The sequence below is a fragment of the Pseudomonas argentinensis genome (assembly GCF_001839655.2).
Classification (GTDB): domain Bacteria; phylum Pseudomonadota; class Gammaproteobacteria; order Pseudomonadales; family Pseudomonadaceae; genus Aquipseudomonas; species Aquipseudomonas argentinensis_B.
On record NZ_CP056087.1, the window covers coordinates 864,394 to 882,430 of the forward strand.

23 protein-coding genes are annotated in these 18,037 nt (G+C 64.6%); 8 read left to right on the forward strand and 15 right to left on the reverse strand.

What is annotated here, in order from left to right:
- Positions 1 to 83 precede the first annotated feature (83 nt).
- The 5 genes from purU to SA190iCDA_RS03980 all read left to right on the forward strand — a co-directional run bounded on the left by purU (position 84) and on the right by SA190iCDA_RS03980 (position 4,007).
- Positions 84 to 941 carry a formyltetrahydrofolate deformylase gene (gene purU, locus SA190iCDA_RS03960; protein ID WP_070885094.1) on the forward strand — a complete coding sequence of 286 codons (858 nt, stop codon included), beginning with the start codon at positions 84 to 86 and terminating at the stop codon, positions 939 to 941.
- A gap of 219 nt (positions 942 to 1,160) precedes the next feature.
- Entirely contained in the window at positions 1,161 to 2,360 is a 1,200-nt protein-coding gene (gene fdhA, locus SA190iCDA_RS03965; RefSeq protein WP_070885095.1) for a formaldehyde dehydrogenase, glutathione-independent, read from the forward strand.
- 132 nt (positions 2,361 to 2,492) lie between these two features.
- Positions 2,493 to 2,897 (forward strand): DUF4878 domain-containing protein, encoded by a 405-nt coding sequence (locus SA190iCDA_RS03970; protein WP_070885096.1) that lies wholly within the window; start codon positions 2,493 to 2,495, stop codon positions 2,895 to 2,897.
- The gene (locus SA190iCDA_RS03975; protein ID WP_236101002.1) at positions 2,879 to 3,508 is read left to right on the forward strand and encodes a YiiX/YebB-like N1pC/P60 family cysteine hydrolase; all 630 of its coding nucleotides are present in this window, start codon (positions 2,879 to 2,881) and stop codon (positions 3,506 to 3,508) included. Before SA190iCDA_RS03970 ends, SA190iCDA_RS03975 begins: the two co-directional genes overlap by 19 nt.
- Before the next feature lie 64 nt (positions 3,509 to 3,572).
- Entirely contained in the window at positions 3,573 to 4,007 is a 435-nt protein-coding gene (locus SA190iCDA_RS03980) for a VOC family protein (protein WP_070885097.1), read from the forward strand.
- A 25-nt stretch (positions 4,008 to 4,032) separates the two neighbouring features.
- On the opposite strand, the gene SA190iCDA_RS03985 is transcribed toward SA190iCDA_RS03980, so the two are convergent.
- The 10 genes from SA190iCDA_RS03985 to ubiE all read right to left on the reverse strand — a co-directional run bounded on the left by SA190iCDA_RS03985 (position 4,033) and on the right by ubiE (position 11,262).
- Positions 4,033 to 4,926: an acyltransferase gene (locus SA190iCDA_RS03985; protein WP_070885098.1), complete on the reverse strand. Its 894-nt coding sequence runs from the start codon at positions 4,924 to 4,926 to the stop codon at positions 4,033 to 4,035.
- Between the two features lie 360 nt (positions 4,927 to 5,286).
- Positions 5,287 to 5,994: a 16S rRNA (uracil(1498)-N(3))-methyltransferase gene (locus SA190iCDA_RS03990; RefSeq protein WP_070885099.1), complete on the reverse strand. Its 708-nt coding sequence runs from the start codon at positions 5,992 to 5,994 to the stop codon at positions 5,287 to 5,289.
- On the reverse strand, positions 5,991 to 6,782 hold the full coding sequence (gene tatC / locus SA190iCDA_RS03995; RefSeq protein ID WP_070885100.1) for a twin-arginine translocase subunit TatC: 792 nt from the start codon (positions 6,780 to 6,782) through the stop codon (positions 5,991 to 5,993). Before tatC ends, SA190iCDA_RS03990 begins: the two co-directional genes overlap by 4 nt.
- The gene (tatB, locus tag SA190iCDA_RS04000; RefSeq protein WP_070885101.1) at positions 6,779 to 7,183 is read right to left on the reverse strand and encodes a Sec-independent protein translocase protein TatB; all 405 of its coding nucleotides are present in this window, start codon (positions 7,181 to 7,183) and stop codon (positions 6,779 to 6,781) included. The genes tatC and tatB overlap by 4 nt, the downstream gene beginning before the upstream one ends.
- A gap of 8 nt (positions 7,184 to 7,191) precedes the next feature.
- A complete protein-coding gene (locus tag SA190iCDA_RS04005; RefSeq protein ID WP_070885102.1) occupies positions 7,192 to 7,458 on the reverse strand; it encodes a twin-arginine translocase TatA/TatE family subunit in 267 nt (88 codons plus the stop codon).
- A gap of 24 nt (positions 7,459 to 7,482) precedes the next feature.
- Entirely contained in the window at positions 7,483 to 7,824 is a 342-nt protein-coding gene (locus tag SA190iCDA_RS04010; RefSeq protein WP_070885103.1) for a phosphoribosyl-ATP diphosphatase, read from the reverse strand.
- Positions 7,817 to 8,218, reverse strand: a complete 402-nt coding sequence (gene hisI, locus SA190iCDA_RS04015) for a phosphoribosyl-AMP cyclohydrolase (RefSeq protein ID WP_070885104.1) — start codon at positions 8,216 to 8,218, stop codon at positions 7,817 to 7,819. Before hisI ends, SA190iCDA_RS04010 begins: the two co-directional genes overlap by 8 nt.
- A gap of 52 nt (positions 8,219 to 8,270) precedes the next feature.
- A complete protein-coding gene (ubiB, locus tag SA190iCDA_RS04020) occupies positions 8,271 to 9,878 on the reverse strand; it encodes a ubiquinone biosynthesis regulatory protein kinase UbiB (RefSeq protein WP_070885105.1) in 1,608 nt (535 codons plus the stop codon).
- Positions 9,875 to 10,492, reverse strand: coding sequence for a ubiquinone biosynthesis accessory factor UbiJ (locus SA190iCDA_RS04025; RefSeq protein WP_070885106.1), 618 nt, complete (start codon positions 10,490 to 10,492; stop codon positions 9,875 to 9,877). The genes ubiB and SA190iCDA_RS04025 overlap by 4 nt, the downstream gene beginning before the upstream one ends.
- Positions 10,492 to 11,262, reverse strand: a complete 771-nt coding sequence (gene ubiE, locus SA190iCDA_RS04030; RefSeq protein WP_070885107.1) for a bifunctional demethylmenaquinone methyltransferase/2-methoxy-6-polyprenyl-1,4-benzoquinol methylase UbiE — start codon at positions 11,260 to 11,262, stop codon at positions 10,492 to 10,494. Before ubiE ends, SA190iCDA_RS04025 begins: the two co-directional genes overlap by 1 nt.
- A gap of 317 nt (positions 11,263 to 11,579) precedes the next feature.
- Between ubiE and SA190iCDA_RS04035 the strand changes: the two genes are divergently transcribed.
- Entirely contained in the window at positions 11,580 to 11,858 is a 279-nt protein-coding gene (locus SA190iCDA_RS04035; protein WP_070885108.1) for a polyhydroxyalkanoic acid system family protein, read from the forward strand.
- A gap of 17 nt (positions 11,859 to 11,875) precedes the next feature.
- Here the strand turns inward: SA190iCDA_RS04035 and SA190iCDA_RS04040 are convergent, their stop codons facing one another.
- Complete coding sequence (locus tag SA190iCDA_RS04040; RefSeq protein ID WP_070885109.1) at positions 11,876 to 12,445, reverse strand: hypothetical protein; 570 nt, start codon at positions 12,443 to 12,445, stop codon at positions 11,876 to 11,878.
- Between the two features lie 123 nt (positions 12,446 to 12,568).
- Here SA190iCDA_RS04040 and SA190iCDA_RS04045 point away from each other — a divergent pair, with 123 nt between their 5' ends.
- Together SA190iCDA_RS04045 and SA190iCDA_RS04050 are read left to right on the forward strand one after the other, a co-directional pair.
- Positions 12,569 to 13,615 carry a hypothetical protein gene (locus SA190iCDA_RS04045; protein WP_083329745.1) on the forward strand — a complete coding sequence of 349 codons (1,047 nt, stop codon included), beginning with the start codon at positions 12,569 to 12,571 and terminating at the stop codon, positions 13,613 to 13,615.
- Positions 13,536 to 13,985: a hypothetical protein gene (locus tag SA190iCDA_RS04050; RefSeq protein ID WP_139159457.1), complete on the forward strand. Its 450-nt coding sequence runs from the start codon at positions 13,536 to 13,538 to the stop codon at positions 13,983 to 13,985. The genes SA190iCDA_RS04045 and SA190iCDA_RS04050 overlap by 80 nt, the downstream gene beginning before the upstream one ends.
- A 68-nt stretch (positions 13,986 to 14,053) precedes the next feature.
- Here the strand turns inward: SA190iCDA_RS04050 and SA190iCDA_RS04055 are convergent, their stop codons facing one another.
- The 4 genes from SA190iCDA_RS04055 to pqqC are packed head-to-tail and all read right to left on the reverse strand — an operon-like array spanning position 14,054 to position 18,035.
- Positions 14,054 to 15,922, reverse strand: coding sequence for an alpha/beta hydrolase family protein (locus tag SA190iCDA_RS04055; RefSeq protein ID WP_070885111.1), 1,869 nt, complete (start codon positions 15,920 to 15,922; stop codon positions 14,054 to 14,056).
- Positions 15,888 to 17,036 carry a pyrroloquinoline quinone biosynthesis protein PqqE gene (gene pqqE, locus SA190iCDA_RS04060; protein WP_083329746.1) on the reverse strand — a complete coding sequence of 383 codons (1,149 nt, stop codon included), beginning with the start codon at positions 17,034 to 17,036 and terminating at the stop codon, positions 15,888 to 15,890. Before pqqE ends, SA190iCDA_RS04055 begins: the two co-directional genes overlap by 35 nt.
- On the reverse strand, positions 17,008 to 17,283 hold the full coding sequence (pqqD, locus tag SA190iCDA_RS04065; protein ID WP_070885113.1) for a pyrroloquinoline quinone biosynthesis peptide chaperone PqqD: 276 nt from the start codon (positions 17,281 to 17,283) through the stop codon (positions 17,008 to 17,010). The genes pqqE and pqqD overlap by 29 nt, the downstream gene beginning before the upstream one ends.
- Positions 17,280 to 18,035, reverse strand: coding sequence for a pyrroloquinoline-quinone synthase PqqC (gene pqqC / locus SA190iCDA_RS04070; RefSeq protein ID WP_070885114.1), 756 nt, complete (start codon positions 18,033 to 18,035; stop codon positions 17,280 to 17,282). Before pqqC ends, pqqD begins: the two co-directional genes overlap by 4 nt.
- Positions 18,036 to 18,037: the final 2 nt, after the last annotated feature.

Genomic DNA, 18,037 nt, shown 5'->3' on the forward strand with positions numbered 1-18,037 from the left:
TGCGCACAGGTGCAGCCAACGACGCTCCAGATCGTGCACTGCCGGCCGGCGCATGGGCGCGATCACCATAAGGAATCGCTTGCATGAGCCGTACTCCCGATACCTGGATTCTCACCGCCCACTGCCCGAGCCTGTTGGGCACCGTGGACGTGGTGACCCGCTACCTGTTCGAGCAGGGCTGCTACGTCACCGAGCACCACAGCTTCGATGACCGCCTGGCCAGCCGCTTCTTCATTCGCGTGGAATTCCGCACCCAGGCCGATTTCGACGAGGCGACCTTTCTGGTCGGCCTCGCTGAGCGCACCGCGCCGTTCGACATGCGCACCGAGCTGACCCCGCCGGGCTACCGCGCCAAGGTGGTGATCATGGTGTCCAAGGCCGACCACTGCCTCAACGATCTGCTCTACCGCCAGCGCACCGGCCAGTTGCCGATGGACATCACCGCCATCGTTTCCAACCATCCGGACCTCAAGCCGCTCGCTGACTGGCACGGCATTCCCTACCACCATTTCCCCCTCGACCCCAACGACAAGCCCGCCCAGGAGCGCCGGGTGATGCAGGTGGTCGAGGACACCGGCGCCGAGCTGGTGGTGCTTGCCCGCTACATGCAGGTGCTGTCCGCCGAGCTGTGTCGCAAGCTCGACGGCCGGGCGATCAACATCCACCACTCGCTGCTACCCGGTTTCAAGGGCGCCAAACCCTACCACCAGGCGTACCAGAAGGGCGTCAAGCTGGTCGGCGCCACGGCGCACTTCATCAACAACGACCTGGACGAAGGCCCGATCATTACCCAGGGGGTAGAAAGCGTCGATCATGCGCACTACCCCGAGGATCTGGTAGCAAAAGGGCGCGATATCGAATGCCTGACCCTGGCCCGCGCAGTCGGCTACTTCCTTGAGCGGCGGGTATTTCTCAATGCCAACCGAACCGTAGTCCTCTAACCGGAGACGGTGCCGCACAGAGAACGGCGGCTGTCGGTTTTGCATCCGCGGCCGGGCCATGCGCTAGCTAGTCTGGCTAGACCCAGTCGTGCTGCCGGTATCGTCAGCGCGAGCACTCGGTAGCCGTCCTGCCCTTACCGGCGGGTGCCGAGACAGGCGCTTCAATACTCCATTGCAAGACCTACGCGCCTTGCATCCACAAGAAGAAAGGAGATTCATATGTCTGGTAATCGCGGTGTCGTCTATCTCGGCACAGGCAAGGTCGAAGTCCAGAAGATCGACTATCCGAAGATGCAGGATCCGCGCGGTCGCAAGATCGAGCACGGGGTCATCCTCAAGGTCGTTTCCACCAATATCTGCGGCTCCGACCAGCATATGGTGCGCGGTCGTACCACCGCCCAGGTCGGCCTGGTGCTCGGCCACGAGATCACCGGCGAGGTGATCGAGAAGGGCAGCGATGTCGAGAACCTGAAGATCGGTGATCTGGTGTCCGTACCCTTCAACGTCGCCTGCGGCCGCTGCCGCTCCTGCAAGGAGCAGCACACCGGCGTGTGCCTGACCGTCAACCCGGCGCGTGCCGGCGGCGCCTACGGCTACGTCGACATGGGCGACTGGACCGGCGGCCAGGCCGAGTACGTGCTGGTGCCGTACGCCGACTTCAACCTGCTGAAGTTGCCGAACCGCGACAAGGCCATGGAAAAGATCCGTGACCTGACCTGCCTGTCCGACATCCTGCCGACCGGCTACCACGGCGCCGTCACCGCAGGCGTCGGCCCGGGCAGCACGGTGTATATCGCCGGTGCCGGCCCGGTCGGCCTGGCCGCCGCAGCCTCGGCGCGCCTGCTCGGCGCCGCGGTGGTGATCGTTGGCGACGTCAACCCGGTGCGCCTGGCCCACGCCAAGGCCCAGGGTTTCGAGATCGCCGACCTGTCCAAGGACACCCCGCTGCACGAACAGATCGCCGACCTGCTCGGTGAGCCGGAAGTGGATTGCGCGGTCGATGCCGTAGGTTTCGAAGCCCGCGGCCACGGCCACTCCGGTGCCCAGCAGGAAGCGCCGGCCACGGTGCTCAACTCGCTGATGGGCGTGGTACGGGTCGCCGGCAAGATCGGCATTCCCGGCCTCTACGTCACCGAAGACCCGGGCGCTGTGGACGCGGCGGCGAAGATCGGCAGCCTGAGCATCCGCTTCGGCCTCGGCTGGGCCAAGTCGCACAGCTTCCACACCGGCCAGACCCCGGTAATGAAGTACAACCGCGCCCTGATGCAGGCCATCATGTGGGACCGCATCAACATCGCCGAAGTGGTCGGTGTGCAGGTCATCAGCCTGGACGACGCGCCGCGCGGCTATGGCGAGTTCGATGCCGGCGTGCCGAAGAAATTCGTCATCGACCCCCACAAGACCTTCAGCGCCGCCTGAAGCCCCACCAGGCGGGGCCCTGCGCGGGCCTCGCCGTCTCCCTGACACACTTTGACATGATCGACCACGGCGTTAGACTGGGTGCCCTTTTCCGAGGCGCATGCCGCGTCTCACTGCCTGCAAGGATCGTTCATGGCCGCTCTGTCACGTTTCCTCCTCGTTGCCCTCACCGCTGTACTGCTCGCCGCCTGTTCCTCGAATGACTCGCCCGAGGCAGTCGCGAAATCCTTTATCGAGGCGTCGTTTTCCAACGATGCGGATGGCATGTACAAGCTGATTGCCGTACCGGCCGACGCCGATGACGGTGCCGAGGAAATGGTTCGCGGCAAGTTGAAGATGGCCGTGGCCAAGCGCTCCGAGCAGGCGGCCAAGCTGGGCGGCGTCGATGAGGTCAAGGCTGGCGAAGCCATCTACAACGATGACAAGAGCCAGGCCACCAGCAAGGTCACCATCACCTTCAAGAACGCCGATGTGCCGGCCCAGACCGAGTCGGTTCGCCTGACCAGGGTCGATGATCGGTGGAAGGTTCGCATCTGAGGCGTCGCTCCCGGGTTCTGCTGGCGCTCACCTCCCTGCTGGCGGGGCTGGTTCTGTTCTGCTGGTTGTCCTTGCCCGAGCCCGTCATCACCGGGCCTGACCTGAGCCGGCTACCGGCACTGCAGACGGGGGACTGGCTGTTTCGTCTCGGCCATTCGGCCGACAGCCGTCTGGTGCAGCAGATGGGTGGCGGCGACTATTCGCATATCGGCATGGTGGTTGCCACCGAGCCGCGGGTGCTGGTGGTGCATGCCACCACCGATGATGACCCGCAGCGCCTGAACCAGGTGTTGGTCAGTACGCTTGAAGACTTTCTGCAGCCCGTGCTGGCACGCCACTTCGCGGTCGCGCGGCCCGGGTTTCTGAACGCACGGCAGAAACAGGCGGCCGCCCAGATGCTGGTCGAGGCGATCGGGGCGCCCTTCGTGTTGGAGGTACGTAGCGAGCCGCACCGCTACTGCACCACCCTGCTCGCCGATGCCATCAAGGCCCAGGATCCCGGCTTCGAGCCGGCCTGGACACGGCTCGACAACCCCCTATACCGCGGTGACGTGCTGTTCCCCAGTGCCTTCGCCGACTATCCGGGTGTCACCTGGCTCTACCGCTTCTGATTGGATGGCGCATTATTGCTGGTGGGCCAGCGCAGCAGGCTCAACTCACTTGCAGGAGCAGCCCATGAGTTTCGACCGACGGATTTCCCTGATCACCCTCGGCGTCGCCGATGTACAGGCCAGTGCCGCGTTCTACGAGCGCCTGGGCTGGACGCGCTCGTCCGCTTCCCAGGAGCAGATCGTCTTTATCAAACTCAAGGGCCTCGCCCTGGGGCTGTTCGCCCGTGATGAGCTGGCCAGGGACGCCAACCTGCCCGAAGCCGGGCCGGCAGGCTTTTCCGGCATCACCCTGGCGCACAACCTGGACAGCCCGCAGGCCGTGGATGCCGCCATGGCCCTGGCGGTGGCCGCCGGCGGGCGGCAGGTCAAGGCGCCCGAGAAGGTGTTCTGGGGTGGTTACTCGGGCTACTTCGCCGACCCCGATGGCCATCTCTGGGAGCTGGCGCACAATCCCTTTGCGCCGCTCGATGAGGCCGGCCATATGATCCTCCCGAACTGAGGCGGCAAGCCGGGCTGCACAGGGCTCAGCGCCTGGCTTCCTGCTTCAGCCGGGCGATCAGCGCGTCCTTCTCTTCCCACAGGCCGCTGACCCAGTCCTGCACGTACAGGCGGAAGTCCGGGTCGTTCTGGTAGTCGCCCTGCCACAACGCAGGGGCCAGCGGCCGGGTGCGGATGTCCATGATGACCGCTGGTACCTGGCCGCTGATCAGCTTCCAGAACCCGGGCGGCCGGTCCTCGGCATAGACGATGGTGACGTCGAGAATCGCGTCCAGCTGCTCGCCCAGGGCGGCCAGCACGAAGGCCACGCCGCCCGCCTTGGGCTTGAGCAGGTACTGGTAGGGCGAGCCCTGCTGAGCCTGTTTGGCGGGAGTGAAGCGCGTGCCTTCCAGGTAGTTGACCACGGTGACCGGCAGATCCCGGAATTTCTCGCAGGCGCGGCGGGTGATCTCCAGATCCTGGCCCTTGAGGTGCGGGTACTTTTCCAGCTTGGCCTTGCTGTAGCGCTTCATGAAGGGGTAATCCAGCGCCCAGAACGCCAGGCCGAGAAAGGGCACCCAGATCAGCTGCTGCTTGAGAAAGAACTTGAAGTAGGGCGTCTTGCGGTTGAAGGCCTGCACCAGGGCCGGAATGTCGACCCACGATTGGTGGTTGCTGATGATCAGGTAGGAGGTGTCCTGGCGCAGCTCGGCGTTGCCACGGATATCCCACTGGGTCGGCGTGAGCGCGGCGAAGATACGCTTGCAGTTCTCCGCCCAGGCCTCGGCGATATGCATCACCTGGCGCGAGCAAGCGGCCTTCAGCGCCTTGCCGGGCAGCACGAACTTGCCCAGGGCAATCAGCATCATTGGCCCGATCAGAGCCAGCGTGTTGAGCAGCAGCAGAAGAATGACGGTGATGCCGGTGAGCAGACGGCGCATGACAGCTCCTTGGGGACACGAGGTGTTCATCATAGGCAGACCGCAGGCTGGCGCCAAATCGGTGGGCTGGGCATGGCGTTACCGGAGGCCGTTGAAGCGGACAGTGACCTTCTTATGTGGGAGCGGGCCATGGCCGCGATTTTTTCGCGCGCATGGCGCGCTCCCACAGGGACTGGTCTGTCGGTTACGTAGGGTGGACAACGCTCTTCTTGTCCACCATTGCGATCGTGGAGCGGTGGACGGTTTGTGGGAACAGGCCATGCCCGTGATCTTTCGCGGGCATGGACTAGGCGTCCCCGCCCGCTCTCACAGGAAATGTGCAGTGGCTGCTCCCACAACACACCTGCCTAAACGTGTCGCTTAGAACAACCGGGCAAGCAGCGCCGTGACCGCCGTTTCCACCCGCAGAATCCGTTCGCCCAGCTGCACCGGCTGCAGGCCGGCTTCGGCCAGCTTGTCGACTTCGTAGGGAATCCAGCCGCCCTCCGGGCCGATGGCCAGGGTTACCGGCTGCTCTACGGCGCGCGGGCAGGCCGGGTAGTCGCCGGGGTGGCCGGTCAGGCCGAGGGTGCCGGCCGCCAACTGCGGCAGGCGGTCCTCGACGAAGGGCTTGAAGCGCTTCTCGATGAGCACCTCGGGCAACACCGTATCGCGGGCCTGCTCCAGGCCGAGGATCAACTGTTCACGAATCGCCGCGGGCTCGAGGAAGGGCGTCTGCCAGAAGCTCTTTTCCACCCGGTAGCTGTTGAGCAGCACCAGCCGCGGCACGCCCATGGCGCTGACGCTCTGCAGCACGCGCTTGAGCATCTTCGGGCGCGGCAGGGCCAGCAGCAGGGTGATCGGCAGCTTGGCGGGTGGCGGCTGGTCGAAGGCGACCTGCAGTTCGGCGCCCGACGCATCGAGCTGCAGCAACTGGCCGCGGCCCATCTGGCCGCCAAGGCGGCCGACACGCAGGGTGTCGCCGTTCTCGGCACGGTGCACTTCATTGAGGTGAACGAGGCGCCGGCCACTCAAACGCACCCGGTCGGCGGCGACGAAGTCGCCGTCCTCGAGCAGCAGCAGGTTCATGGCTGGACGCTGGGCGGCTGATCGGCCGGTGCGTCCTGGTCTTCATCGGGTTCGCCACGGCGCGTGCGGATCAGGCTGCCGGCCAGGATGCCGAGCTCGAACAGCAGCCACATCGGCACCGCCAGCAGGGTCTGGGAGAAGATGTCCGGCGGGGTGAGGATCATGCCCACCACGAAGCAGCCGATGATCACGTAGGGGCGGATCTTGCGCAGGTACGCAACGTCGACGATGCCAATCCAGATCAGCAGCACCACGGCCACCGGAATTTCGAACGCCACGCCAAAGGCGAAGAACAGCGTCATCACGAAGTCGAGGTAGCTGGCGATGTCGGTCATCATCGACACGCCTTCGGGCGTCACGCTGGCGAAGAAGTGGAAGATGATCGGGAATACCAGGAAGTAGGCGAAGGCCATGCCAGCGTAGAACAGGATGATGCTGGAGATCAGCAGCGGAATGGCGATGCGCTTCTCGTGCCTGTACAGCCCTGGCGCGATGAAACCCCAGACCTGATGCAGGATCACCGGCATGGCCAGGAACACCGCGACGATCATGGTCAGCTTGAAGGGCGTGAGGAACGGCGAGGCCACGTCCGTGGCGATCATCGTCGCGCCTTCGGGCAGGTACTGGCGCAGCGGTGCCGAGACCAGGGTGTAGATCTTCTGGGCGAAGTAGAACAGGCCGGCGAAGATCAGAAAGATCGCCGCCACACAGCGCAGCAGGCGCGTACGCAACTCGGCGAGATGGGAAACCAGCGGCATTTCCTGGTCGTTGTCGGGCAGTCGACTCATGGTTGCGGCGTCTTGTCCTGGCTGGCGACGGGCGCCGGGGCGGGCGCTGTGGCTGGTGCTGGAGCGGGCTCCAGCGGGGCTTGCGCCGCGGGCTCGGTGGCGGCGGGCGTCTGCATGGCCGGTGGCGGCACGCTGGCCTGGGGCGCGGGCGGCAGGATGTCGTGCCTGACCGCCTGCATCTCGCGCTCCAGCTCGAGGATGCGTTCGTTATGCAGTTGCCGACGAATTTCGTCGGCGCCGATCTCGCGCTCGACTTCTTCCTTGATCGAATTGAAGCTGCGCTTGATGCGCCCGATCCACAGGCCCGCCGTGCGCGCCGCGCCTGGCAGGCGCTCGGGGCCGAGCACCAGCAGGGCAATCAGCCCGACCAGCAGCAGCTCGCTGAAACTGATACCGAACATGCTTTGCCTCAGTCTTTGCGCAGCGGTTCTTCGACCTTGCTGGCCTGGCCTTCAACGGTGTGCGGCTGGTTCAGCGGCGCCTGCTGCTGGTAAGGCTGCTGCGGCTGTTGTGCGTGCGGATCGGCCGGCTTGCCGTCCTCCTCGTTCATCGCCTTGCGGAAACCCTTGATGGTTTCGCCGAGGTCGGAACCCAGGTTCTTGAGTTTCTTGGTGCCGAACACCAGCACCACGACGATCAGAATGACGACCCAGTGTTTCCAGTCGAAAATGCCCATGTTTCGTAGTCCTCGTCAGCGTCGTTATTGAGTGTCGCCGTCGCTGCGCGCGGCTTTTTCCGCGTGCCCCGACAGGCCGAAACGGCGATCCAGTTCATCGAGCACCGCCTGCGGGTGCTGATCCAGCGCGGCCAGCATGACCAGGCTGTGGAACCACAGGTCGGCGGTTTCGTAGATCAGGTCGCTGCAGTCGCCGCTGGTGGCAGCGTCCTTGGCAGCCAGAATGGTTTCCACCGATTCTTCACCGACCTTCTCCAGGATCTTGTTCAGGCCCTTGTGGTACAGGCTGGCCACGTACGAGCTGTCCGGCGCCGCGCCCTTGCGCGACTCCAGCACCTCGGCCAGGCGCTCGAGGGTATCAGTCATGGCGGTGCTCCGGCGAATAGATGGTGTGCGGATCTTTCAGCACCGCATCGACGGTTTTCCAGGCACCGTTCTCGAACACCCGGTAGAAGCAGCTTTCGCGACCGGTGTGGCAGGCGATGCCACCCAGCTGTTCGACCATCAGCACGATCACGTCGGCGTCGCAATCCAGGCGCAGTTCGTGGAGTTTCTGCACATGCCCGGACTCCTCGCCCTTGCGCCACAGCTTGCCGCGCGAACGTGACCAATAGATGGCGCGCCCCTCGCTGGCGGTCAGCGCCAGGGCTTCGCGGTTCATCCAGGCCATCATCAGGATGCGCCCGGTCTGGTGATCCTGGGCAATGGCCGGCACCAGGCCGTTGTCGTCCCACTTGATTGCATCTAACCAGTCGTTCATTGCATTTCCATCTCTATATCGCGCCAAGTGTGCCAGCCGGGGCGCGGGCTGGCTATCGGCGCAGAACCAGGTACAGACCGCTGGCGCCCATCAGCCAGGCCGGCCAGGCGGTGGCGGGTTCGCTCAGGCTGCCCAGGCCAAGGGCCGTCACCACGCTGCCGCCGATCAGCGCTGCGCCTATCAGTCGCACCGTCCAGCCATCGCGTTCGCGCCATGGCGGCGGTGGGTCGTTGGCATGGGGCTGGGCCATGCGCTCGAGCAGGCTGCGGGTCATGTTGGCCAGGTGGGGCAATTGCTCGACCTGGCTTTGCAGGTTGTGCATGACGTTGCGCGGGCTGATGCGCTCGCGCATCCAGCGCTCCAGGAATGGCTGGGCGGTGGTCCACAGGTCCAGGTCGGGGTACAGCTGGCGGCCCAGGCCCTCGATGTTCAGCAGGGTCTTCTGCAAGAGCACCAGCTGTGGCTGGATTTCCATGTTGAAGCGCCGCGCGGTCTGGAACAGGCGCATCAGCAGCAGGCCGAAGGAGATATCCTTCAGCGGCCGCTCGAAGATCGGCTCGCAGACGGTACGGATCGCCGCCTCGAAGTCGTTGACCTGGGTTTCCTGGGGCACCCAGCCCGAGTCGATGTGCAGCTGCGCCACCTTGCGATAGTCGCGCTTGAAGAAGGCCACCAGGTTGCGCGCCAGGTAGTCCTGATCCTCGGGGGTCAGGCTGCCGATGATGCCGCAGTCGATGGCGATGTATTGCGGGTTCCATGGCGTGCGGGTGCTGACGAAGATGTTGCCCGGGTGCATGTCGGCGTGGAAGAAGCTGTGGGTGAACACCTGGGTGAAGAAGATCTCCACGCCGCGCTCGGCCAGCAGCTTCATGTCGGTGCGCTGGTCGGCCAGGGTGGCCATGTCGTTGACCGGAATGCCGTAGATGCGCTCCATCACCAGCACCTTGGGACGGCACCAGTCCCAGTACACCTGGGGCACGTAGAGCAGGCCGGAATCCTCGAAGTTGCGTCGCAGCTGGCTGGCGTTGGCGGCCTCGCGCAAGAGGTCGAGCTCGTCGTAGATGGTTTTTTCGTAATCGCTGACCACGTCCACCGGGTGCAGGCGGCGGGCTTCGGCCGAGGCGCGCTCGGCCAGCTTGGCGAGCAGGAACAGCCAGGCCATGTCAGCCTTGATCACCGGCTTGAGGCCGGGGCGCACCACCTTGACCACTACCTCTTCGCCGCTTTTCAGCTGCGCGGCGTGCACCTGGGCCACCGAGGCCGAGGCCAGTGGCGTGGTGTCGAAGCGGGCGAAGGCCACGCCCACCGGCACGCCGAGCTGCTCTTCGATCAAGGCCAGGGACTTGGCCGGGTCGAACGGCGGTACGCGATCCTGCAGGTGCGCCAGTTCGTCGGCGATATCCGGTGGCAGCAGGTCGCGGCGGGTGGACAGCAGCTGGCCGAACTTGATGAAGATCGGCCCCAGTTCCTCCAGCGCCAGGCGCAGGCTTTCGCCGCGGCTGCGCGACGACTTGCCGCGCGGCACCCAGCGCCACGGCAGCACGTAACGCGGTGCGCGCAGCCAGAAGGGCAGCGGCAGGGCGAACAGCAGGTCATCCAGGCGGTAGCGGATGACCACGTAGAGGATGCGCAACAGACGACGAACGGCAAGCAGCTTCATGCGATGGGCTTATGGCGTTGGGCGAGGCGCTCGATGCGCGCGTCGAGACGGTCGAGGGAAAGTTTCAGGTCATCGAGTTCGGCGAAGCGGGCGTCGGCCTCGCGGCGGCCAACCAGGGTGCGCGATTCTTCGCTGAGGTAATCGGCCAGGCTCAGTTGCAGGCTGTGCAGGTTCTCCCGGGTCCAGCCGGCGCGGCTGCGCAGGTGGCCGGCCAGCAGCGCCGTGGGCACCGGGCCGAGCCAGCGCGACAGCTGGTATTCCCAGTCCAGGTCGAGATCCTGCAGCACGCCGGCCAGCTCCATCAGCGCGCCGCTGTCGCCATCCAGATCCACGTCGGGTGCGTGCAGGACGGCCTGTTTGTCCTTGGCCAGGGCCAGGCGCAGCAGGGCACTGGCCGGCGCACGCAGGGTGCAGTCGACCGCGCCGGCCCACTGGCTGGCCAGGCGCAGGCCCTGGCCGTCGGCGAGAATGAACAGTTGCACGGCCGGCGCCTGGCACTCGACCGCGATTACCCGACCATTGAGCCTGGCCAGGCGCGGCAGGGCGGTACTGTCCAACGCAAGTACGCGGTTGATGCCGCGTTCGACGCCGGCGAGCAGGGCCAGGGTCAGCATCAGGGTTTGATACCGCGGTGCAGGGCGACGATGCCGCCGGTCATGTTGTGATAGGTCACGCGGTCGAAGCCGGCGTCCAGCATCATCGCCTTGAGGGTGTCCTGATCGGGGTGCATGCGGATCGACTCGGCCAGGTAGCGGTAGCTGTCTGCGTCGTTGGTGACCAGCTTGCCCACCAGCGGCATGAAGTTGAACGAATAGGTGTCGTAGACCTTGGACAGTAGGCTGCTCTTCGGCTTGGAGAACTCCAGCACCAGCAGTCGGCCGCCGGGCTTGAGCACACGCAGCATGGAGGCGATGGCCGCGTCCTTGTGGGTGACGTTGCGCAGGCCGAAGGCGATGGTCACGCAGTCGAAGTGGTTGTCCGGGAAGGGCAGCTTCTCGGCGTCGGCCTGCACGAAGGAAATGTTGCCCGACACGCCGCGGTCGAGCAGGCGGTCACGGCCGACCTTGAGCATCGACGCGTTGATGTCGGCCAGCACCACCTCGCCGGTCTCGCCGACGATGCGCGAGAACTGGCGGGCCAGATCGCCCGTGCCGCCAGCGATGTCGAGCACGCGGTTGCCACTGCGCACACCGGACAGCTCGATGGTGAAGCGCTTCCACAGGCGGTGCATGCCGCCGGAAAGCAGGTCGTTCATCAGGTCGTACTTGGCGGCCACCGAATGGAACACCTCGGCGACCTTTTCCGCCTTGCGGCTTTCCGGAACGTCCTGGAAGCCGAAGTGGGTGGTGGGTTCGCTGTTGTCGTTCTTGCGCGGATCGTTCATGTGGCCCTTTTCCTGAAGTCCGGGAGGCGTTGGCGTCTGCTCAGTGTTCGGGCCCTAAGCCCAGCGTGGCGTGACCGTGATCATGAGACAGCGCCGGGCTCGTCTCATCAGTGAGTCAGACAATCGAAAAGGCGAGTTTACCGAGGTAAATAAGCGTTTCCATCGACTTGCTGATTCACGGCCCGTTCAGCCGCTTGTACAGCGCCGAGTGGCGGCATTCTAAACCCAAAAGCCGGGCGCCGGCTGCACGCGTGGTAGTGGGCCGGCGGGCGCTTCTTGTATATTGCCCCGCCCGCGTTTTCAGTCAGGAGAGCCCTATGGCCAGAATCACCGTCGACCGCCCCCACGATCTGGGTATCGAGGCCGCCCGTGGCAAGGCTGAAAAGCTCGCCGAACGTCTGGCCCGCGAGTACGACGTGCGTTACCAGTGGAAGGGCGACACCCTGGAATTCAAACGCAGCGGCGCCGACGGGCGCATCGACGTCAGCGAAGACCGCGTCCACCTGCAGCTCAACCTCGGCCTGCTGCTGTCGGTGCTGAGCGGCAAGATCAAGAGCGAGATCGAGGAAGTGCTGGATCGGGAGCTGGCAGCCTGAGGTAGTAACCGAGGATTTCAGTCTGTTGCCTGTCCATGCATGATCGCAGGACGGGCGACTAAGCCTGAGCGCTCGGGGTGCTTTTTCAGGAAGCTGCGTAATGTTTGTTGCTGTCTGTCCACGATGCAGATGGCAATGTCCGGCGATGGAACTGAGCAACTGCCTAATGCGAGAGGCCCGCAACTTTTGGCGCCATAAAGCGCTGCTGGGCGACTATCGGAGCGGCATCCGTAGACCATCTCCCCGAGATAATTGAGCTGTCCTTTCGTCACGGTAAAGCGCAACGGCTTGGAGTAAGGGCCCATGACGCCGCGACGAGAGCCTAGCGAAGAGACTTCATAGTCCCCCTCCGGCAGCCATGCCGAATAATAGTCCTTCGCACCCCAGCCGAATCGCTGGTCCGTCTCGAGATTATGAAACTCCAGCCAGGTGCCGTAAGGGCCGCTGTTGACCATGGCGCCGACCACCAAACCAGCGTTTTCCTCGGAATACACTTTTGAGTCGAGGCGCATTTCTTCTGGCATGGATGAACATCCGGTCACGAGCCCTGCAACAGAAACGATCAGAAAGCGCCTGATACCCAACATGCTTCATTCTCCATCTATTTATGTAAACCAGTGCGTCCATCGCGCTGACAGAGCTAGACGCTCTGAACGCCTTTCATTAGGCTGAGCGTCCTCGTTACCCCAGCATCAAGGACGATAGATCTCATGGCGGATTCTTTCTCTCTGCGCGCGTTCGCTGCGCTGTTTGCCGTGCCCATTTTAATGACCGGTTGCAGCATCAATGGCAGCTATCCGGATAGTAACGCGTCCGATGCGGCCAAATTGCGCTTCATAAGCAATATGGAAAGCGCCACCTTGAACCTTTTCGACGCCGAGCATTGTGACGGGCGAACCACAGGTCTCCTCAACAACCTGTTTGTGGCCAATACCAAGCGTCGTGTCGACATGCGCGCTGCCCCGCCGGAAGGGGCCAAGGCTTATTTGGAAATTCGCGTTGATCCAGGAAGAGATACGTTGCTGATGACCAATTCGGTCAGTACCGGCAGCGTATGTGGCAGTGCATTTAACTTTACGCCGCAAAGCGGTGCGGAATACGAACTGACGTTCAACCGTAGGGGTAGCCATTGTGTTTCCACGCTTGAACGTCTGGATTATGTCCGAGGAGAGGTCTCCCGTACGGGTGTCATCCTGGTCAACAAGGGCCTGCCCAGTTGCGCGGGTAGCAATGCCTTGTTTCCGAAAGCCCCCGAAGGCGTGCCGGATACGCCTGAGCGCACAGCACTTATGGACCTCATTATCGAGGAAAGCGTCATCGAGAAGATGAAGCCTGCACCCTCGGATCCTATACAGGCGGCTGGCAAGGATGAATTCATCGAGAAAGGCATCGCTGAGCGCAAAGCAAAGATTGACTTCACTCTGCCTGACGCCTACTGGGCCGAGTATCGCAACAGCCTGACGCGATTTGCTCAGGACGTTAATAGACAAAAAGAGCAGGCCCTGCAGCGGTACAAAGAGGGTTATCGGGTGGATCTACGTCAGCTGGATACCGAGACATTGAAAGAGCTGGTTCCTGACAGTGAAACGGCTGACGCGAGCAAGTCGCTCGCACTCAATAACGGGATGCTGCAGTACTACGAGCGTGTTAGTAGGGACCTGCTCAAAGAGGCCCTGCGTGAGCACGTCAATCGGCTTGCTGATCTTGATCGTCGATACGCTGTGTGCGAGCGCTTCGCCAATTGCTGGAAGAATTGAAGTTTTATCTTTTGCGCTCGAGCAGGTACTAGTCGCCATGCGTCTACTGCTACTTATCCCCCTGCTGTGCCTGACCGGCTGCGCCATCACCAATTACCAGGAAGTAGCGCCCGGTGAGTATCGGCTTACGGCTCACGGTAACATTTTCCAATCGAAAGAGACCTTGTTGAAGGCCATCGACAAGAAGGCGAGCAAGCGGTGTGGCGAGCGCGGATACACCCTGGCGGGACAGGGGGCGCTGAGTACCGCGCCGGTGGTGTCTTATTACAACGGCCAGCAGATCAATGCATCGGCAGTTCTGCTGACCGAAACCGCGCGCTGTGGTGGTTCCTCGCAGGCGCCTTCTGCTCCTCCAGCAGCAAGCAAGTAGGCATAGAGCCACGTCAGCTCGGTTGCGCTGACCCCGGTGGGCGCCAGTGCTCTTTAGGTGAAACAGTTTTATTGCTGCTCCAGCACTCGACAGTAGAAGCGCCATTCCGCGTCCAGGGCATGGGCCAGGTTGCTGGCCTGGCGGAAGCCGTGGCGTTCGCCGGGATAGAAATGCGCCTCGGCTTCGATGCCATTGGCTGTCAGGGCGGCGAGCATGGCGCGGGTTTGTTCGGGAACCACCACGGTATCGAGCTCCCCCTGGAAGAAGATCACCGGCACCTCGATACGCTCGGCGTGCAGCAGCGGGGTGCGCTGGCGATAGCGTTCGGCGTCGCGCTGCGGGTCGCCGATCAGCCAGTCGAGGTAGTCGCCTTCGAACTTGTGGGTGACGCGGGCCAGGGCCAGTGGGTCGCTGACCCCATACAGGCTGGCCCCGGCGCGGAACACGCCGCCATGCATCAGCGCGCAGAGGGTGGTGTAGCCGCCTGCGCTGCCACCGCGGATAAAGGCCCTGGCCGGGTCGATCAGCTCGCGCTCGGCCAGGTGCGCGACCACCGCGCAGGCATCCTCGACGTCTACCACGCCCCAATTGTGCTCTAGCGCCTGGCGATATTCCCGGCCGTAGCCGGTGCTGCCGCGGTAATTGAGATCGGCGACGGCGAAGCCGCGCTGGGTCCAGTACTGGATGCGCGGGTCGAACACCGGGTGACAGGCCGAGGTCGGCCCACCGTGGATGAACACCAGCAGCGGCGGCCGGCTTTCGCCCTGTTGCGCGGGGTAGAAGAAGCCGCGGGCCTGGCCGTTGCCGCTGGCGTAATCCAGCGGCTGTGGTTGGCTGATCCGCTCGGGCGGCAGCGGCGAGCGCCCGCCGGCGAGTACCCTGACCTGGCCATCGTCACGACGGATCGCCAGCACGGCGGACGGAGCGAGCGGGTTGGCGGCGATGACGTAGAGGTGCTCGCGATCCACGGCCAGGCTGCGAAAGCGGCTGTAGGCGCTGGCGTAGTGCTGCAGGCTGCCATCCTCCCGGCGCATGCTCAGGCGGCTGTAGCCGTCCTCGAACCAACTGGCCAGGTAGCTTTCCGGGCCAAGGGGTATCCAGCTGCAGGCGCCGAGTTGCCAGGGGGCTCCGGCGTGATCGGCCGCGGCGGCGGGCAGTGCCTGCCAGGCGCCTTCGCGCTCGCCCCAGGGTTGCCAGAAACCGTTGCGGTCGGACAGGCAGTACAGGCGGCCACTGGCGTCGAAGCCGGGCTGCTGAAGGGCCTGCTCCTCGCCCGTGTCGCCCGCCACGCAGCGTACTTCGCCCCAGCTGCCGTCGGCCTGCCGGCGGGCGTGGTAGAGATGCGTAGCCGTCCAGGGTTGGGCTGGTCGCTGCCACTGGATCCAGGCCAGCTGCCGGCCATCTTCGCTGAGCACCGGCGCGGCATAGAAGTCGGCGCCTTCGGCGAGCACGCTGCGGCCGCCTTCGCCTTCGCCTTCGCCTTCGCCTTCGCCTAGGCCGATGGCCACCAGTCGATGCTCGACCCGCCCAGCGGTGTGGCTTTCCTCGACCGCGAGCACCTGCTCGCCGGCCTGCAGCAGATCGCCGTAGCGGCGCTCGCCCTGGGTCAGCGCGCGGGGCATGCCGCCAGCCAGGGGCTGCAGGTAGAGCTGCTGGTCGGCGTCATTGACGAACACCAGGCTGTCGCGGCCCAGGCAGAAGGCGCCGCCGCCGTATTCGTAGACCCGGCTGCGCACGCTGAAGCCGTCCGGGGTCAGGCATTGCGCAGCCGCCCCCCGCCATAACCACAGGCGGCAGCTGCCGTCCGCGGGGTCGAAGGCGTTCCATACCAGGCCGGCGGGGCCTGCCCGCAGCTCGGCGAAGTCGCCGGCGGCGGCTACCGCCTCGGCGGCGCTGAGGGGCTCAGCTCTTGGCGATGAGGCGTGAGTTTCGTTCATTGCGAAAGGCCAGGTCGGTGATGGATTGGCTGGCGTGCTCGGCTTGCGCGCGGGCTGCGAGGATCACGCCGTGACGGTCGGACTTGCTGCACACCGGGTCGGCATTGCTGGCATCGCCGGTGAGCATGAAGGCCTGGCAGCGGCAGCCGCCAAAGTCCTTCTCCTTTTCATCGCAGGAGCGGCACGGCTCGGGCATCCAGGCAAAGCCGCGAAAACGGTTGAAGCCGAACGAGTCGTACCAGATGTGCTGCAGGCTGTGCTCGCGCACATTGGGAAAGGCGATGGGCAGTTGGCGCGCGCCATGGCAGGGCAGGGCGGTGCCGTCCGGGGTAACGGTCAGGAAGATACTGCCCCAGCCGTTCATGCAGGCCTTGGGGCGCTCTTCATAGTAGTCCGGCGTGACGAAGATCAGCTTGCACGGGTTGCCTGCGGCCTTGAGGCGCTCACGGTAGTCGTTGGTGACGCGTTCGGCGCGCTGCAGCTGCTCGCGGGTGGGCAGCAGGCCGGCGCGGTTGAGCTGCGCCCAGCCGTAGAATTGGCAGGTGGCCAGTTCCACGAAGTCCGCTTCGAGGGCAAGGCACAGCTCGATGATACGGTCGGTGCGGTCGATGTTGTGGCGGTGGGTGACGAAGTTCAGCACCATCGGGTAGCCGTGGGCCTTGACCGCGCGGGCCATCTCCAGCTTCTGGGCGAAGGCTTTCTTCGAGCCGGCCAGCAGGTTGTTGACCTGCTCGTCGCTGGCCTGGAAGCTGATCTGGATATGATCCAGGCCGGCCTGTTTGAAGGCGGCGATCTTCTGCTCGGTCAGGCCGATGCCGGAGGTGATCAGGTTGGTGTAGTAGCCGAGCCGGCGTGCTTCGCCGATCAACTCGGCGAGGTCCTGGCGCACCAAGGGCTCGCCACCGGAAAAGCCGATCTGCGCGGCGCCCATTTGCCGCGCCTCGGCCATCACCTTGAACCACTGCGCGGTGCTCAGCTCCTGGCCCTGCCTGGCGAAGTCCAGCGGGTTGGAGCAGTACGGGCACTGCAGCGGGCAGCGGTAGGTAAGTTCGGCGAGCAGCCACAGGGGCAGGCCGACCGGCACCTCAGGCGAGGCTGATCCAGTGCTCGGCACGGGCCACCTCCATGAATTGATCGATGTCGTCGCCGACTTCCGGCGCGTCGGGGAACTGACGTTGCAGCTGCTCGATGATGGCCGCCACGCTGCGCTGGCCGTCGATCAGCCCGCCGATCAGGCCGGCGCTGTCGTTGAGCTTGATCATGCCCTCGGGGTACAGCAGCACATGGCCCTGCTGGGCCGGCTCGTACTGGAAGCGGTAGCCCGGGCGCCAGCTGGGCACGCGGTTGCGGTCGAAACTCATGGGGCGATTCCCTTGTGCCAGACCCGTTCCGGGGTCACGGTGTGATAGGGCGGGCGGTTCAGCTCGTAGGCCATGCTCATGGCATCGAGCATGCTCCACAGGATATCCAGCTTGAACTGGAGGATTTCCAGCATGCGCTGCTGGCCGGCGTGGGTGGTGTAGTGGCGCAGGGTGATGGCCAGGCCATGCTCGACGTCGCGCCGGGCCTGGCCGAGGCGGGTGCGGAAGTACTGGTAGCCGGCCGGGTCGATCCACGGATAGTGCTGCGGCCAGCTGTCCAGGCGCGACTGATGGATCTGCGGGGCGAACAATTCGGTCAGCGAGCTGCTGGCGGCTTCCTGCCAGCTGGCGCGACGGGCGAAGTTGACGTAGGCGTCCACGGCAAAGCGCACGCCGGGCAGCACCAGCTCCTGGGAGCGCAGCTGATCCGGGTCGAGGCCCACCGCCTGGCCCAGGCGCAGCCAGGCCTCGATGCCGCCGTCCTCGCCGGGGGCGCCGTCATGATCGAGCAGGCGCTGGATCCACTCGCGGCGTACCTCGCGATCCGGGCAGTTGGCCAGGATCGCGGCGTCCTTCAGCGGGATGTTGACCTGGTAGTAGAAGCGGTTGGCCACCCAGCCCTGGATCTGCTCGCGGCTCGCACGGCCTTCGTACATCGCCACGTGGTAGGGGTGGTGAATGTGGTAGTAGGCGCCCTTGGCGCGCAGGGCCTGTTCGAATTCGCTGGGGGACATCGCTAGCGCGTCGCTCATGG